This is a genomic window from Arthrobacter sp. APC 3897 (assembly GCF_030407495.1).
GTDB lineage: Bacteria > Actinomycetota > Actinomycetes > Actinomycetales > Micrococcaceae > Arthrobacter_B.
Genome location: NZ_JASDDG010000023.1, coordinates 42,823 through 58,981 on the forward strand (window position 1 = coordinate 42,823; position 16,159 = coordinate 58,981).

The 16,159-nt window shown below is 66.1% G+C and carries 10 protein-coding genes; 6 read left to right on the top strand and 4 right to left on the bottom strand.

The genetic code is table 11. The annotated features are described in order from the left end of the window. Positions 1 to 12: 12 nt before the first annotated feature. Both QMA10_RS12060 and QMA10_RS12065 read right to left on the bottom strand, forming a co-directional pair. Entirely contained in the window at positions 13 to 2,166 is a 2,154-nt protein-coding gene (locus QMA10_RS12060) for an acetate--CoA ligase family protein (protein WP_290168679.1), read from the bottom strand. A gap of 78 nt (positions 2,167 to 2,244) precedes the next feature. Beyond that, complete coding sequence (locus tag QMA10_RS12065) at positions 2,245 to 4,452, bottom strand: acyl-CoA dehydrogenase (protein ID WP_290168682.1); 2,208 nt, start codon at positions 4,450 to 4,452, stop codon at positions 2,245 to 2,247. Positions 4,453 to 4,683: 231 nt separating this feature from the next. Between QMA10_RS12065 and QMA10_RS12070 the strand changes: the two genes are divergently transcribed. From QMA10_RS12070 to proC, 6 genes are all read left to right on the top strand, one after another. Further along, positions 4,684 to 6,450: an FAD-binding protein gene (locus tag QMA10_RS12070; protein ID WP_290168684.1), complete on the top strand. Its 1,767-nt coding sequence runs from the start codon at positions 4,684 to 4,686 to the stop codon at positions 6,448 to 6,450. Between the two features lie 130 nt (positions 6,451 to 6,580). Then, entirely contained in the window at positions 6,581 to 8,152 is a 1,572-nt protein-coding gene (locus QMA10_RS12075) for a methyltransferase (protein WP_290168718.1), read from the top strand. 173 nt (positions 8,153 to 8,325) lie between these two features. Further along, a complete protein-coding gene (topA, locus tag QMA10_RS12080; RefSeq protein ID WP_290168687.1) occupies positions 8,326 to 11,061 on the top strand; it encodes a type I DNA topoisomerase in 2,736 nt (911 codons plus the stop codon). Between the two features lie 86 nt (positions 11,062 to 11,147). Further along, the gene (locus QMA10_RS12085; protein ID WP_290168689.1) at positions 11,148 to 12,182 is read left to right on the top strand and encodes a Ppx/GppA family phosphatase; all 1,035 of its coding nucleotides are present in this window, start codon (positions 11,148 to 11,150) and stop codon (positions 12,180 to 12,182) included. Further along, entirely contained in the window at positions 12,183 to 13,013 is an 831-nt protein-coding gene (locus QMA10_RS12090; protein WP_290168691.1) for a sugar phosphate isomerase/epimerase family protein, read from the top strand. A gap of 66 nt (positions 13,014 to 13,079) precedes the next feature. Continuing rightward, positions 13,080 to 13,928, top strand: coding sequence for a pyrroline-5-carboxylate reductase (proC, locus tag QMA10_RS12095; RefSeq protein WP_290168693.1), 849 nt, complete (start codon positions 13,080 to 13,082; stop codon positions 13,926 to 13,928). Positions 13,929 to 13,970: 42 nt separating this feature from the next. Here the strand turns inward: proC and QMA10_RS12100 are convergent, their stop codons facing one another. Both QMA10_RS12100 and QMA10_RS12105 read right to left on the bottom strand, forming a co-directional pair. Beyond that, complete coding sequence (locus QMA10_RS12100; protein ID WP_104101885.1) at positions 13,971 to 14,639, bottom strand: TrkA family potassium uptake protein; 669 nt, start codon at positions 14,637 to 14,639, stop codon at positions 13,971 to 13,973. Then, a complete protein-coding gene (locus tag QMA10_RS12105; protein ID WP_290168696.1) occupies positions 14,632 to 16,059 on the bottom strand; it encodes a potassium transporter TrkG in 1,428 nt (475 codons plus the stop codon). The genes QMA10_RS12100 and QMA10_RS12105 overlap by 8 nt, the downstream gene beginning before the upstream one ends. Between the last annotated feature and the right edge of the window lie 100 nt (positions 16,060 to 16,159).

The window sequence follows — 16,159 nt, forward strand, 5'->3', positions numbered from 1 at the left end:
GTGGCTCACCGTTTACTGGTCCTTCCAGCGGATCAGCGCATCCAGCGCCTCGATCTGGTTGCCGGATACCCGGAGGGGATTGATTTCAAGTTCCTCAAGTTCCTCACCGAGCCCCACGGCTACCTGGGCGATCTTGAAAATGGCCTCGGCCAGCTCATCAAGGTCCGTTGCTTCACCGCCGCGGAACCCGGTCAGCAGCTCGATGCCCTTGAGGGATTCGAGCATGCGCCGGATCTCGGCCGGGCCCACCGGCAGCAGGCGCACCGCGGAGTCCTTGAGCAGTTCCACCATGACGCCGCCAAAGCCGACAGCGAGCACGAGCCCCCAGCGGGGGTCACGGACCACGCCCACCAGCATTTCGGTGCCGGCAGGACGCATCGGAGATACCGCAACGCCCTGTACCCGGGCTTCCGGCGCCAGTTCGGCAACGGAAGCACGGATGTGCCGATAGGCCCCGGCCACGGCGTCTGCATCAGCGAGCATCAGCCGGACACCGCCCACCTCGGTCTTGTGCGCGATGTCCTCCGACGCAATCTTCAGTACCACCGGGTAGCCCAGGTCTTCTGCGGCAGCCACGGCTTCCTCCGCCGAGGAGGCGACAACGGCGGGCACGTAGGGCACACCGTGGCTGCGGAGGAACTCTCCGCTCTCAACCTCGGTCCAGGATTCCGCACCGGCCGGTTTGGTGATGGGGGCCGCGGCCGGCGGTTCGCCGTCGGCCGCCAGTTCAGCGGCCCGCTGTCCCCACCAGGCGGAGCGGGCAGCGGCGGTGATGCCGCGGTCAAACGAGTCGGAGGCATGCGGGAAACCGTGCTCCGCGGCAAAGGCCCGGCCAAACTCGGTCACCTCGGTGGGCAGGAAGCTCATGGCAATGACGGGTTTGGGGGAGGACGTGAGCTGGCGGAGCATCTCATCCTGCGTGGCCCGGCTCATGTCCGCCATGGCCTGGTTGACGGGCCAGGAGCCGTTGACCACCACGAAGTCATAGTTCGGGTCATCGATGAAGCACTGGGCAGCCTTGGTGAGGATGCTCGGGTCAATTGACACGTATCCGGTGGTGTCCATCGGGTTGTTCACGGTGGAGAAGACTGGAAGGCCTGCGTCATGCAGCCCCTGTACGGTGTCGGGGTGCGGAGCGGGAAGCTCCAGGCCGGCGCCGTCGGCCTTGTCTGCTACGAGCGCGCACATGGCACCGGAACCGGTGACAACGCCCATGCGCGGTCCGGGCAGGGCCCCGTAGGCCTCGATGAGGCCGGCAGTGGCCACAAGGTCCTCGATGCCTTCCACCCGGATGACTCCGTGCTGGCGGCAGGCTGCATCAATGACGGTGTCGTCGCCCACCAGTGAACCGGTGTGCGCTGCGGCCACCCGCGCCGAGGCTTCGCTGCGTCCGGCCTTGAAAATGACAATCGGCTTGCCGGCGGCGCGGGCACGGGCGGCCACGTCGAGGAACTGTGCAGGATCGGAAATTTGTTCCAGATAGGCCGCGATGACCTTGGTGTTTTCGTCGTCCACCAGCAGGCTCATGACGTCGATGGCGGAGATCATGGCTTCGTTTCCCACGGTTACGGCTGTGGAGCAGCCGACGCCGCGCGACGCCATGTAGGGCAGCAGGTAGATGGCCAGTGCACCGGACTGAGTGGCAACTCCCACCCCGCCGCGGATCATTGGCATCTGGGTCATGTGGCTGAAGGCGGCAACCTTTGAATGAGTGTTGAGGAACCCCAGGTTGTTCGGTCCCAGGATCAGCTGGTCCGCTGCCCGTGCCCGCTCCACCAGGCTGGCCTGCAGGGCGGCGCCCTCGGCTCCGGCCTCTCCCAGCCCTGAAGCGAGCATGATCAGGTTGCGGATGCCCTTGACCCGGGCCTCCTCCAGGATGGTGGCCAGGGAATCCGTTCCGGTCAGGACAATCGCCAGATCCGGTGTTTCAGGAAGGTCGGCAATCGTGGCAAAGGATGCCTGGCCGTGGCAGTCCTCGCCCCGGCGGTTGACCAGGTAAAGCTCGCCCTCGAACCCGCCTGAGACCAGGTTGCTGTAGGTGAAGTGTGACCAGGTGGATCGGGTGTTGGCGCCGATAATCACAATGGATTTGGGCTCCAGGAGTTCCCGCAGGCGGGCGGGATCCAGGGTGCGCGGGCTGTCGGTCTCGCTCGTCAACGTTGTCATGCGAAACGGTTCCTTCCGGTGAAACTTGGTTGAGGGTTCACTGCGTTGGGTGGAGCGGCGGATCCTGCTGTTTGCGGATCAGCCGCGGGGAAGACCAAGAATGCGTTCAGCGATGACATTGAGCTGGATTTCCACCGTTCCGCCGCCGATCAGCACCTGCGGAACGGAAAGCTGGCCGGTCACTGCCTCACCGGGAGCCTGGGCGAAGAGCGCTCCGGGGCCGGCCAGGGCCAGGACGTGGGAAGCGGCCTCCCTGGTGAGCCGGGCGTGTGCAACCTTCGCCAGCGAAGACCCGGCGCCGGGTGCCATGCCGTTGACCTGGCGGAGGGTCTCGCGCAGGTTCAGGGCGCCGATGGCCGAGCTGAACGCTGCAATCCTGCCCAGGGAGGACAGTGCCTCGTGCTCGCGGCCGGCATAGGTGCCCTGGGTGATCATGGACCGCAGCGCGTCCTCGGTACCCACTGAAACACCCGAGGAAATCTGGGTCCGCTCGTTCTGCAGCGTCATGGCGGTGATGCGCCAGCCCTGGCCGGGTTCCCCCAGCAGGTAGGCGTCGGGCACGAAGACGGAGTCCAGGAACACTTCGTTGAACTCGGCGTCACCGGTGGACTGTTTCAGGGGCCGGACATCCACGCCGGCGCTTCGCATATCAACGAGGAAGTAGCTCAGTCCCTTGTGTTTGGGCACCTCGGTGTCGGTGCGGGCCAGGCAGATGCCCCAGTCAGCCTCATGGGCGCCGGACGTCCAGACTTTTTGTCCCCGCAGCTCCCAGCCGCCGTCCACCCTCACTGCCCGGGTGCTCAGCCCGGCGAGGTCGGACCCTGCACCGGGTTCGGAGAAGAGCTGGCACCAGATCAGCTCACCGCGCAGGGTGGGCAGCGCAAACTGTTCCTTGATTTCCTCACTGCCGTAGGCCAGCACCGTGGGCATCGCCCATTCGCCGATCACTGAGGAAGGCTGTGTCATCCCGCGGCGGGCGTACTCCTGGGAAATGACCACCTGCTGGGCGGGGGTGGCTCCCATTCCGTAGGGTGCAGGCCAGTGCGGGGCGGCGAGTCCCTCTTCGGCGAGGAAAGTCCGCTGCGATCCGCGGGAATACCAGCGCCCGCCGTCATGCTCATTAGCCAGCGTCCGGGCATGGTCAAGCAGCTGGCCGATCCGGGCGCGGAAGGCAGGATCCTCATCGGGCAGTTCAATGTCAATGCGGCGGTCCCGGACCAGGGCGGCGCGGCCCAGCGACGCGCCTGCGTCGTTCAGGGCCGGCACCAGGGCGGCCAGCGTCATGGCCCGCCGCCAGTACAGGTGGGCATCATGTTCCCAGGTGAAGCCGATTCCGCCGAAGATGGTCACGGCTTCCGTGACCGCCTCCGCCGACGGCGTGACCGCCGCCTGAACTGCGGCGCCGGCAGCGAGCTTCTGCTGGTCTTCATCCTGCTCCAGGGACACGACGGCGGACCAGGCTGCCGCCGCGGCCAGCTCGGCTGTGATGAGCAGGTTGGCGCACTTGTGCTTGACGGCCTGGAAGGAGCCGATGGCCGAACCGAACTGTTCGCGCAGCTTGGCATATTCGGTGGCGGCTTCCACAGCCCAGCGGGTCACGCCCGCTGCTTCCACGGCGAGCAGGCAGGCCTGCAGGGTTTCCACACGGGTTGCTCCGAGGCCTTCCAGGATGGCATCGGAACCCACGGCCACGGAGGAGAGTTCGAGGATCCCGGCGTCACGGGTCAGATCCGTGCAGGCCTGGACCGTGCGGCTGATACCGGCGCCGCGGGCATCGAGCAGGGCAAACCGGGTGGTTGCGCCGTCGTTGAAGCCAATCACCAGAAGGTCAGCTGACTGGAGGGAAAGCACCCGGGCAGTTCCCTCCAGGACCCAGCCGCCCCCGGCCGCGGCAGTACCGGTGATTGCGGACGCAGGGACGAGGGCGCCGCGCGCGCCTTCCGCGAAGGAGGCCAGGCCGTTGGCTGACGCTTTGCAGTCACCGGACGCCGCGACGGCCGCACTGGCGAGCACCGTTGAGAGGTAGGCGCCGGGCACCAGGCGGCGGGCAAATTCCTCCACCACAATGGCCGTGTCAGCCACCGATCCGCCCTGTCCGCCGTGCTCTTCGCCGATATGCAGCGCGTGCAGCCCGTTGGCGACGAGGTCATCCCAGAAAGGTGCCGGTTCGCCCGCGCCGTAGGCATCAAGCTGTTCACGGGTGACGTGCGTGTCGGCGAAGCGCCGGGCGAAATCGGCTGCAACGGCGCTAAGGTCCGAGTGCTCTTCGGTGAGGGCAAACGCCATCTGGGGACTCCAATGTCATAGCGCACCGTGCCGCGCCGGGAAGGCGCTCGGTGCATGTATTCAAACCTGAACTGAAACTGGACTCTAATTCACAAATGTGATGTAGGCAACACTTTGCTTGGTTGGTCTTACCGTCCCGATTACTCCTTTCCATCGAAACGTCGTCGGGTAGCATGTCCCGCACCCCTGACACTGACGTCCGGGGCACGCGGACCCACAGGGGAGCAGGCCATGACGCAGGAGCAGAGCAGGCGGACGGACACCACGAAGGATCCGGCGCCGCCGGTGAATGAAGAGTGGGACAGGATCGTGGATGTCCTGGTGGTCGGCACCGGGGCGGCTGCCCTTACTGCCGCAGTCACCGCGGCGGAGGACGGGCTGGACGTCCTCATGGTGGAAAGCACCGACGTGTGGGGCGGCACCACCGCCGTTTCGGGCGGGGGACTGTGGATGCCCAACAATCCGCTGATGAGGAAGGCAGGTGTTTCGGACAGCACCGACAAGGCCCTTACTTATATGGAGACGGTGATCGATGATGTTGGCCCGGTGTCCTCCCGTGAGCGCAAGCTGGCATTCCTGACCGCAGTTCCGGACGTAGTCACCCTGCTCGGCGCACTGGGCGTGCAGTGGATGCGGTCCAAGGACTATCCGGACTACTATCCCGACAAACCCGGCGGCATGATCGGCCGTTCTCTGGAAGTCCGCCCGTTTGACACGAAACTGCTTGGCGCCTGGTTCAAGCAGTCCCGGGCCGCCAAATCCGGCATTCCTGTGCCGCTGATGACTGACGATGTCTGGGAGCTGTCGCGGGCCTGGTCCACACCCGGCGGGTTCATCCGCGGAGCCCGTTTTGTTTTCCGGACCCTGGGCGGGCTGGCCCGCGGCAAACGGCTTTACGGGTTGGGCGGCGCCCTGTCCTGCTCCCTCATGCACATCGTGCGCCAGCAGCAGACACCGGTGTGGCTGTCCTCGCCGCTGACCGATCTGATCCAGGATGACGACGGCGCCGTGGTGGGCGCCGTCGTCACCCGCCGCGGGCGCAGCATTCGGATCCGGACCCGGAAGGCAGTAGTGCTGGGAGCCGGCGGATTTGCCCGCAATGCACAGTGGCGGAAAAAATACCACGGGCTGGAGCAGGAGTACTCCTCCGCGCCGGAGGGTGACCGGGGCGATGTCATTGACCTGGTGGCCCAGCGCGGCGGAGCCCTCGCGCTGATGGACGACGCGTGGTGGGGACCGTCCACGGTGGCCCCGGGCGGCGGCGTCGCGTTCTCACTCGCCGAGCGTTCCATGCCGCACTCGCTGGTGGTGGATGCCTCGGGGCAGCGGTACCTCAACGAATCCGAGTCCTATGTCGACTTTGGGCACCACATGCTCGAACGCAATGAGACAGTGACGGCCAACCCGTCCTGGCTGGTGATGGAGGCGCGGCACCGGCGGCGCTATTTGTTCTCGGCCATCATGGCCGGAAAGAAAAAGTGGGTTGCCGAGGGGCTGCTGCTGCAGGCCGGCACGGTGGAGGAGCTGGCGGACAAGATGGGTGTTCCGGCGGCAGGCCTGGCGGCTACGGTGCAGCGGTTCAACGGATTTGCGCGGACCGGGGTAGACGAGGATTTCGGCCGGGGCAGCACTGCCTATGACAACTACTACGGTGATCCCGGGGTGAAGCCCAACCCCAACCTGGGAGCCCTCGAGAAAGGGCCGTTCACCGCGGTCCGCCTTTACCCCGGGGACCTGGGCACCAAAGGAGGACTGGTCACGGATCCGGACGCGCGGGTGCTCCGTGAAGACGGTTCGGTGATCCAGGGCCTGTACGCAGCCGGAAACACCACTGCCTCGGTCATGGGCCGCACCTATCCCGGGGCGGGCGCCACCATAGCCCCGGCCGCGGTTTTCGGATATCTGGCGGCACGGCACGCTGCCGGCAGGCAGTCCCTCGCGGCGGGCATCGCAGCGGAGCCGGCCGGTTCGGAAACGGCTGCCCTGCAGGGGGCCTAACCGGAGCAGCGTCCCGGAGCACCTGCGCGGAAGCCGCGGCCGCCAGCCATAAACTGGAGAGGTGACTGATTTCGCCGGTGTCCCGGATGCACCCCAGAGTTCCGACCTGCCACTGCTTCAGGGCCTTGCCATGGACTTGGCGGCTGCCCGCTACACCGTGGACGGAGTGGCGGATTTCCTGGGGGAATCCGCTGCGGCGGCCCTGGGCCGGGACCAGCTGGTGCCCGCGATCCTGCGCTGCCGTGAAGAGGCGGCCACAGCGAGTCCGGCTCCGGTGTCCGCCCTGATTCAGCTGTGGCTTGCCGGAGAAGACGCGGCCGCGGCAGCACTGGACGCCGCCCTGCCCCGCACCGGCACCCGCGGGCTGCTTGCCCTCGGACTGGTCGAACCCGTGCCGAGCGGTGGGGTCCGCGCCGCGGTTGACCTCCGCCCGTATGAAATAGACGATGACGAAGACAGCGCAGACCTCTGGGTGGCCAGCGACCTGGGCGCCCACCAACGGCCAGGGGTACTCCGTCACGACCACGTGCTGGGCATCGGGCAGGCCTCGCTGAGCCTTGCCCAGCTGACCGTCCGCCGCCCGGTGGAACGCGCCCTGGACCTGGGAACGGGCTGCGGGATCCAGGCGTTCCACCTCCTCCGTCACTCCCGTCATGTCACGGCAACGGATATATCGGAACGGGCGCTCGCCTTCACCCGTTTTAACCTGCTGCTGAATGCGGACGTCCTGGATCTGGACCCCGGGCGCCTGGCGGACCGGGTCTCGCTGCGCGTGGGCAGCCTGCTGGAGCCGGTGGCCGGAGAACAGTTTGACCTGGTGGTTTCCAATCCGCCGTTTGTCATTACTCCCCGCCCGCGGACTGAGGACCCCCGGGACCGTTTCACGTACCGCGACGGCGGCCTGGCCGGCGACGAGATCGTGGCCACGCTGGTCCGCACCCTGCAGGATGTGCTGGTTCCCGGCGGAACGGCACAAATGCTGGGTAACTGGGAGATACAGGACAGTGATCTTCCCTACAGTGAGTCCCCGGAAACGCAGGAAAACGGGTCCCCGAACTGGCCTGAACGGATCGAGTCCTGGCTGCCGGCGGACACCGACGCCTGGGTCATTCAGCGTGAAACCCTGGCGCCCGCCGAATACGCGGAAATGTGGCTGCGCGACGCAGCAGAGAATCGAAACCGCGCCGAATACTTGGCCTCCTATGCTGCTTACCTCGAGGATTTCGCCTCCCGGAGGGTGGAAGCCATCGGCTTCGGATCCATCTTCCTGCGCCGCCGGTTGGTCCCGGACGCCGTCCCGCTGCGGCGCTTTGAGGAAATCACGCATCCGCTGGAACAGCCCGTTGGGCCGCACCTTGGCGCCGCCGTCGAGCGCTTTGACTGGCTGGCCGCGCATTCCTCGCTGGCGGACGCGCACCTGGAGGTGGCCGACGACGTGACGGAGGAACGCCACGCACGGCCGGGGGCCGAGCATCCCGGTGTCATCCTGCTGCGCCAGGGAGCGGGGCTGCGGCGCACCAATTTGATGAGCACGGAGCTGACCGGCTTTGTCTCCGCCAGTGACGGAGAACTGTCCGTGGGACAGATTATCGGGGCGCTTGCAGTGCTGCTGGAGCGTCCGGAGCCGGAGTTTGCCGCCGGGCTGGAGGCCGAGGTCCGCAACCTGGTGCTGGACGGATTCCTGGTGCCGGCAGCCGATTGAGGCCCGGAGCAGCACCTCCGGCTTTTCGGTAGTCTCGTCAATAACTCCCATTCAATGCGGCTACCCTAGTGCTGGGGCATCCCGCATACTGTCTGAGGATGAACCGGGCCAGGCAGCAAAGCCCGGACACAACAACCCATACCTTGAGAACCACCTTCGTACGTAGGAGAACAGTGCCAGTTAAGGCGACGGACAAGAAGACCGGCAAGAAGAAGCTTGTAATTGTCGAGTCTCCGGCCAAGGGCAAGACCATCGCCGGGTATCTCGGCGAGGGTTTCGAGGTGACGGCGTCCATGGGACATATCCGGGACCTGCCGCAGCCCTCCGACCTGCCGGCCGAGTTGAAGAAGACGGCCGTCGGCAAGTTTGCCGTGGACCTGGATAAGGACTTCGAGCCGTACTACGTGGTGTCCACCGACAAGAAGAAGAAGGTTGCCGAGCTCAAGGCTGCCCTGAAGGACGCCGACGAGCTCTACCTCGCAACTGACGGTGACCGCGAAGGCGAAGCCATTGCCTGGCACCTGCTCCAGGTGCTCAAGCCCAAGGTCCCCGTTCACCGCCTGACCTTCCCGGAAATCACCAAGGAAGCCATCCAGCGCGCACTGCTGGAAATGCGCGACGTCGATGTCGCCATGGTCGATGCCCAGGAAACCCGCCGCATCCTTGACCGCCTTTACGGGTACGAGATCTCCCCGGTGCTGTGGCGCAAGGTTGCCCGCGGCCTGTCCGCCGGCCGCGTGCAGTCCGTGGCCACCCGCCTGGTCGTGGAGCGCGAACGCGAACGCATGGCCTTCCGCCCGGCGTCCTACTGGGACCTGCTGGGAACCTTCGCCACCGGTGCTGCTGAATCCTTCAAGGCCAAGCTGGTGTCCGTGGACGGCGCCCGCGTGGCCACCGGCAAGGACTTCACTGACCTGGGCGAGCTCAAGGCCAAGTCCGTGGCCCATCTGGACGAAGCGGCAGCCACCTCGCTGGCCGCCAACCTGGAATCGTCGTCGTTCACTGTCCGCTCCGTGGACACCAAGCCGTACACCCGCCGTCCGGCCGCGCCGTTCACCACGTCCACCCTGCAGCAGGAGGCCGGCCGCAAGCTGCGCTACTCCTCCAAGGTGACCATGCAGGTGGCGCAGCGCCTGTATGAAAACGGCTACATCACCTATATGCGTACGGATTCCCCGGCGCTCTCGGACCAGGCCATCAACGCCGCCCGCCGCCAGGCCTCCGAGCTGTACGGCCCCGAATACGTACCCGAAGCCCGCCGCGTGTACAAGGGCAAGTCCAAGAACGCGCAGGAAGCCCACGAGGCCATCCGTCCCGCCGGTGACTCCTTCCGGACCCCGGCACAGGTTGCCTCCTCTCTGCGGGGCGACGAATTCAAGCTCTACGAACTGATCTGGAAGCGCACTGTCGCCTCGCAGATGGCCGATGCCAAGGGCTCCACGGCATCCGTCCGTCTCGGTGCTGTAGCTTCCGACGGGCGGGACGCCGAGTTCTCCGCTTCCGGGACCGTCATCACGTTCCGCGGCTTCATGGCCGCCTACGAAGAGGGCCGCGATGCGGTCCGCGACGACGACGCCGACGGCACTGATGGTGCACGCCTTCCGGTCCTGAAGGCCGACGACGTGCTCACCGCAGCCGAGCTGAACGCCGTCGGGCACGAAACCTCGCCGCCGCCGCGCTACACCGAGGCGTCCCTGGTGAAGGTGCTCGAGGAACTGGGCATCGGCCGCCCGTCCACCTACGCCGCGACCATTTCCACGATCATGGACCGCGGCTACGTCACTAACCGCGGCCAGGCGCTGGTGCCGAGCTGGATTGCCTTCTCGGTGGTCCGCCTGCTCGAAGAGCACTTCACGGACTACGTGGACTATGACTTCACCGCCGAGCTGGAAGAAGACCTGGACCGGATTGCCCGCGGCGAAGCCGGGCGCGTGGAATGGCTGAACCAGTTCTACTACGGTGACCGCGTGGACACCGGCCTGCACACCATCGTCAACGATCTCGGTGAGATCGATGCCAAGGCGATCAACTCGATCGAGATTGCCCCGGGCATTGTGCTCCGGGTCGGCAAGTTTGGCCCGTACCTGGAACGTCCGCTGCCTGCGGACGCGCCGGAGGGCACCGAGCCGGAGCGTGCCAACGTCCCCGAGGACCTGGCACCGGATGAGCTGACCGCCGAAAAGGCGATCGAGCTGATGGAGACCGCCGGACCGGAAGAGCGTGTCCTGGGCGAGGATCCGGAAACCGGACGTACCATCGTGGCCCGCAACGGCCGCTACGGCCCGTACGTCATTGAGCTCATCCCCGAGCCGACCGCCGAGGAACTGGCGAACCAGCCGGTGGAGTATTACAAGAACGGCAAGCCCAAGCCGCCGAAGAAGCCCGTGAAGCAGAAACCGCGCACCGGTTCGCTGTTCAAGTCCATGAGCGTGGACACCGTCACGCTTGAGGAAGCACTGAAGCTGATGAATCTTCCGCGCGTGCTGGGCACCGACGCCGAGGGCAACGAGATCACCGTGCAGAACGGACGCTTCGGGCCGTACCTGAAGAAGGGCACGGATTCGCGCTCCATCGGTTCCGAAGAGGAGATTTTCACCATCACGCTGGAACAGGCGCTGGAGATCTACTCCCAGCCCAAGCAGCGCGGCGGCCGGCAGGCGGCGGCTCCGCTGGCGGAGTTCGGCACGGACCCCGTCTCGGAGAAGCCGATTGTGGTCAAGGACGGCCGGTTCGGTCCGTACATCACCGACGGCATCACCAACATCACGGTGCCGCGGTCCACGGCCATTGAAGAGCTGACCCGGGAGCAGGCCATTGACCTGCTGGCGGAAAAGCGCGAAAAGGGTCCGGCCAAGAAGCCCGCCGCCCGCAAGCCGGCTGCCCGCAAGCGCGCAACAGCGAAGAAGTAGACCGCGAAGAATGCTCAGGCCTGTAACGCAGCCGCCGCGCGGCGGCTGCGTTACAGGCCTGATGCGCTGAAGCGGATAATAGGGTTATGCGACTAGGCGTGCTCGACATCGGCTCCAACACCGTCCACCTCCTCCTGGTGGACGCGCACCCTGGTGCGCGGCCGGTGCCGTTTGCCTCCCACAAGCGTCCGCTGTCACTGATCGCGCACCTGGACGACGACGGCGCCATCACCGAAACGGGCCAGCGCGAGCTGATCAATTTCGTAGCCGAGGCCGGAGACTTTGCCCGCCGGCACCGTGCCCAGGACCTGCTGGCGTTCTGTACCTCGGCCATCCGGGAGGCCGCCAACGGCGCGGCGGTGCTGGCCCGGGTTGAGGCCGAAAGCGGCGTGCACCTGCGCGAACTCAGCGGTCCCGAGGAAGCATCCCTGACCTTCCTGGCTGTCCGCCGGTGGTATGGATGGGGCGCCGGAACGCTGCTGGACCTGGACATTGGCGGCGGGTCCTTTGAGATGGCGCAGGGACCCGATGAGCTGCCCGAAACCGCCCTCTCCCTCCCGCTGGGAGCCGGCCGCCTGACCCGGGACTGGCTGACGGGTGACCCGCCCACCGCCAAGAGCATCAAGAAGCTGCGCAAGCACATCCGCAGTGCGGTCCGTGATGCTGCCGCGGAATTCGAACCCCAGGGCAGGCCTGACCTTGCCGTTGGCACGTCCAAGACCTTCCGGTCGCTGGCCCGGATTGCCGGTGCCGCGCCCTCCGCGGCGGGTCCCTTTGTGCGTCGGCAGCTGCAGCGCACAGACTTGGGATTATGGACCAAACGGCTGGAGACCATGAGCATCGATGACCGCAGCAATCTCGGCGGGGTATCCCCGGTCCGTGCCGCCCAGGTGCTGGCAGGTGCCATGACCGCCCATGCAGCCATGGAGGCCTTCGACCTGCCGGTGCTGGAGATCTGCCCGTGGGCCCTGCGGGAAGGCCTGATCCTGCAGCGTTTCGACACTCTCCGCTTTGAAGCGGACGGACCTCTGCCCGACACTCCGCAAACGGAGAGCATCCCCCAAGTCATGGAGTCCGGCTCAGGAGCCGGACGCAGCCTCATCTACGGAAAGTCCAGCTGAATGCCTTCTTCACCCCAGACACCACCGGCGGAGGAGAGCAGCGCCCAGGTCATCCCCGTGGCCCTCTCCAGCGCTTCCGTCTATCCGCTGTCCGTGCACGACACCTTCGCCATCGCCCACGACCTGGGCTATGACGGGGTGGAAATCATGGTGACGGGAAACAGCGACAGCCAGAACCCGCAAATCCTGAACAGCCTCAGCGAGCGTTATTCGCAGCCCATCCTGGCCATTCACGCGCCCACGCTGCTGCTCACCCAGCAGGTGTGGGGCAAGGCCTGGACCAAGATTGAGCTCTCCGCCGCCATGGCCGCGGAGGTTGGAGCCACCACGGTGGTGGCCCATCCTCCGTTCCGCTGGCAGTCCGGTTATGCCGAGAACTTCGCCGAGGGCGTGCGGCACATTGCCGAGCAGTACGGTGTCACCATTGCCGTGGAGAACATGTATCCGTGGCGGGTCCGAGGGCGCGAAGCCAAAGCCTACCTGCCGCACTGGAACCCCATTCCGGAACCGTACGAGCACGTCACCTGGGACTTCTCCCACGCGGCCATCGCCGGCATGGACTCCTACGAGGAACTGCGCAAGCTCGGTTCCCGGCTGCACCATGTGCACCTCACGGACGGTACGCCCAACGGCCGCGACGAACATATGCTTCCCGGAGAGGGAACGCAGCGCTGCGCCGAAGCCCTGCAGCTCCTAAGCGAAACCGGTTATGACGGCGTCGTGGCCATCGAAGTGAGCACCCGGAAGGCCAAGGGAGCGGGGGAGCGGGAGGACCAGCTGAAGCAGACGCTGGACTTTGCGCGGATGAACCTGGGACAGGTTTCGGAGTAGCCCGCCACTCCGCAACCCGTGTCACGGAAACATGGCAGCGCGCGGCGCCGTGACAGAATCGGGAACATGGATACCGGAGATACCCACCTGACCTTTCTGGGCTGCGGCTCAATGAATGAAGCCATCCTGAGCGGAATCCTCGCCGGCGGGCTGCCGGCCGCCCAGGTGACGGCCACCGTGCGGCGCCCCGAGCGGGCGGCCGAGCTGCGCGAACGCCACGGGATCAACGTGCTGGCCAACAATGAGGACGCCGAAGCCAACCGCACCGCCGTGGCCGGCGCCGACGTCGTCATCATTGGGGTCAAACCCGTGGGCGTTGCGGCACTGCTGGAGGAGATTTCTTCCGCTCTGCCGGCCGGCGCCGTGGTGATCAGCGTGGCGGCCGCGGTGTCGCTGCAGATGCTGGAGGCCGGTCTTCCAGCCGGCCAGCCGGTCATCAGGTCCATGCCCAACACCCCTTCGAAGGTGGGGCGCGGCGTGGTCTCCATCTCGGCCGGAAGCAGTGCCACCGAGGCAACCATGGCGCTGGCCGCCGAGCTGCTGTCAGCCACCGGCCGCGTGGTGCAGGTTCCCGAAGACCAGGTGGATGCTGTGTCCGCGGTCAGCGGATCAGGCCCCGCCTATGCCTTCTACCTGGCCGAGGCCATGGCCCGTGCCGGCGTGGAACTGGGCCTGGACCCTGAGCTTTCAACGGTCCTGGCGCGGGACACCGTTGCCGGTGCCGGCTACATGCTCGCCGAGCCCGGCGCCGATGCCGCTGCCCTGCGCCGCGGCGTGACCAGCCCCAACGGCACCACCGAAGCTGCCATCCGGACCTTCGACGAGGAGGACCTTCCCGGAGTCATCGCCCGGGGAGCGCGGGCGGCAGCGGAGCGGGCAGCAGAAATCACTGCCGAACTCTCGGCCGGGAAGTAACGCCCGGGCGCCGCCTCAGCCTCCGCCCGGGCGGACGCCGCGCTAGGGCCGGGCGGCGAACCGTTCGAGCAGATCCACGTGGCCGGAGACGATGAGCATGTCACGGGAGGAAACCCTGGTGTCCGCGCGGGCATAGGTGAAGTCCTCGCCCGGGGACTTCACGCCCACCACGGTTACTCCGTATTTGGACCGCACGTTGGACTCGCCGAGGGTGAAGCCCTGGGTTTCACGGGGCGGGTACATTTTCACGATCGCAAAGTCGTCGTCGAACTCGATGAAGTCCAGCATCCGCCCGCCCACCAGGTGGGCGGCGCGCCGGCCGGCGTCGGCCTCCGGATAAATGACGTGGTTGGCGCCGATCCGGGTGAGGATCTTGCCGTGCGCGGAGGTGATGGCCTTGACCCAGAGGTGCTCGATGCCCAGGTCCACCAGGTTCACGGTGATCAGCACGCTGGATTCGATGGAGGTACCCACGCCCACGACGGCGGAGGAAAAGTCCTGCGCGCCCAGCTGCTTGAGGGCGTCAATGTTGGTGGCATCGGCCTGGACCACATGGGTGAGGATGCCCGAGGCCTTCTGGACCAGGGCGGGATCCCGCTCAATGGCCAGAACCTCGCGGCCCTGCTTGACCAGCTGTTCGGCGGTGGCGGAGCCAAAACGTCCCAGTCCAATGACCAGAACCGGAGCATTATGAGCTGGTCTGTCAGCCAATGATCGGCCTTTCTTCGGGGTAGTGGTAAAGCGTGCTGCGCTGCCGGATGGCCAGCGCTGCGGCCAGAGTGATCGTACCCACGCGGCCGGCGAACATGAGGGCGGACAGCAGGTACTTCCCTTCCGGCGGCAGCACTTCGCTCAGTCCAATACTCAGCCCGCAGGTGGCAAACGCGGAAATCACCTCAAAGAGCACCGGCTGCAGTGTCTCCTGTGTGATGGCCAGCAGAGCAACCGTGGAAACGGCCACCATGGTGGCGCCGAGGATAACCACTGAGATGGCCACCCGCATGGCGCTGTAGGCGATGGTGCGGCCAAACGCCCGGACATCGGAATCACCCCGGGCCTCCGCCACGATGGCAAGGAAGATGACGGCCAGGGTGGTCACTTTGATGCCGCCCGCGGTGGACGCGGACCCGCCGCCGGCAAACATCAGCATGTCAGTGATCAGCAGTGTGCTGGCATCCAGATCAGACATGTCCACCAGGCTGAAGCCGCCGGACCGGGTCATGACGGAGGCAAAGACCGAATGCAGAATCCGGTCCGCCACATTCATGTCCCCGATGGTGCGGGTGTTGAACCATTCGAAGGCCCCCCACAAAATGCTGCCGCCCACCAGCAGGATGCCGGTGACCAGCAGGGTGAGCTTGGTGTGGAGGTTCCACTGGCGAATGTGCAGCTTGGACTGCAGCAGGACCATGATGACCGGGAAGCCGAGGCTGCCCAGGAAAACCCCGACCATCAGGGGAATCAGGATCCACAGGTCCTCGTCATAGGGCACCAGCCCGTCCGAATGCGGCGTGAAGCCGGCGTTGTTAAACGCGGACACTGAGTAGAACACTGCATGCCAGATGGCCTGGCCTGCGGATTCACCCAGGATCATGAACCGAGGTGCCATGACCAGTGCCAGGATCAGCTCGATCACCACGGTGGTGCTGACGACGATGCGCAGCAGCGAACCAACTTCGCCCAGCCGCCCGGTGTTCATGCCTTCCTGCGCAATCAGCTTTCCGCGCACTCCGAGCCGCCGGTTAACGGCCAGAGCCAGCAGGGAGGCCATGGTCAGGATGCCCAAACCGCCCGCCTGGATGGCTATCAGGATCAGGACCTGGCCAAAACCGGACCAGTGCGTGGCGGTTGAAACCACGGTGAGCCCCGTGACGCAGACGGCGGATACCGCGGTAAAGAGGGCATCGTGCAGAGGGGTGACCTGGCCGCTGCTTGAGGACGCGGGCAACGACAGCAGGCCGGTGAACACCAGGATGACCAGGGCGAAGACGATCAGGGCCAGCCGGGCCGGTGATCCGGCGGCGAGTGCATCCACGAAGTCACGCAGGCTGGAGAACACTTTGGAGGGGCGCAGTTGCCGAAGCTGCCGCAGGCCTTCCCGGGGCTCCCGGTGCTGCCGGATGGTTGCCATATTTGTGCTTGTTTCCTTGGTGACAGGTGGTTACAGGTTGGGCGCGCGGTGCTCAACAGTAGTACACCACCGATGCGGTGCTGAAGCAGCGGCCCGGGAG

Bases quoted from the DNA above. Each gene is read 5' to 3' on its own strand.
- QMA10_RS12060 (WP_290168679.1), bottom strand. From the start codon at position 2,166: ATGACAACGTTGACGAGCGAGACCGACAGCCCGCGCACCCTGGATCCC.
- QMA10_RS12065 (WP_290168682.1), bottom strand. From the start codon at position 4,452: ATGGCGTTTGCCCTCACCGAAGAGCACTCGGACCTTAGCGCCGTTGCA.
- QMA10_RS12070 (WP_290168684.1), top strand. From the start codon at position 4,684: ATGACGCAGGAGCAGAGCAGGCGGACGGACACCACGAAGGATCCGGCG.
- QMA10_RS12075 (WP_290168718.1), top strand. From the start codon at position 6,581: ATGGACTTGGCGGCTGCCCGCTACACCGTGGACGGAGTGGCGGATTTC.
- QMA10_RS12085 (WP_290168689.1), top strand. From the start codon at position 11,148: ATGCGACTAGGCGTGCTCGACATCGGCTCCAACACCGTCCACCTCCTC.
- QMA10_RS12090 (WP_290168691.1), top strand. From the start codon at position 12,183: ATGCCTTCTTCACCCCAGACACCACCGGCGGAGGAGAGCAGCGCCCAG.
- proC (WP_290168693.1), top strand. From the start codon at position 13,080: ATGGATACCGGAGATACCCACCTGACCTTTCTGGGCTGCGGCTCAATG.
- QMA10_RS12105 (WP_290168696.1), bottom strand. From the start codon at position 16,059: ATGGCAACCATCCGGCAGCACCGGGAGCCCCGGGAAGGCCTGCGGCAG.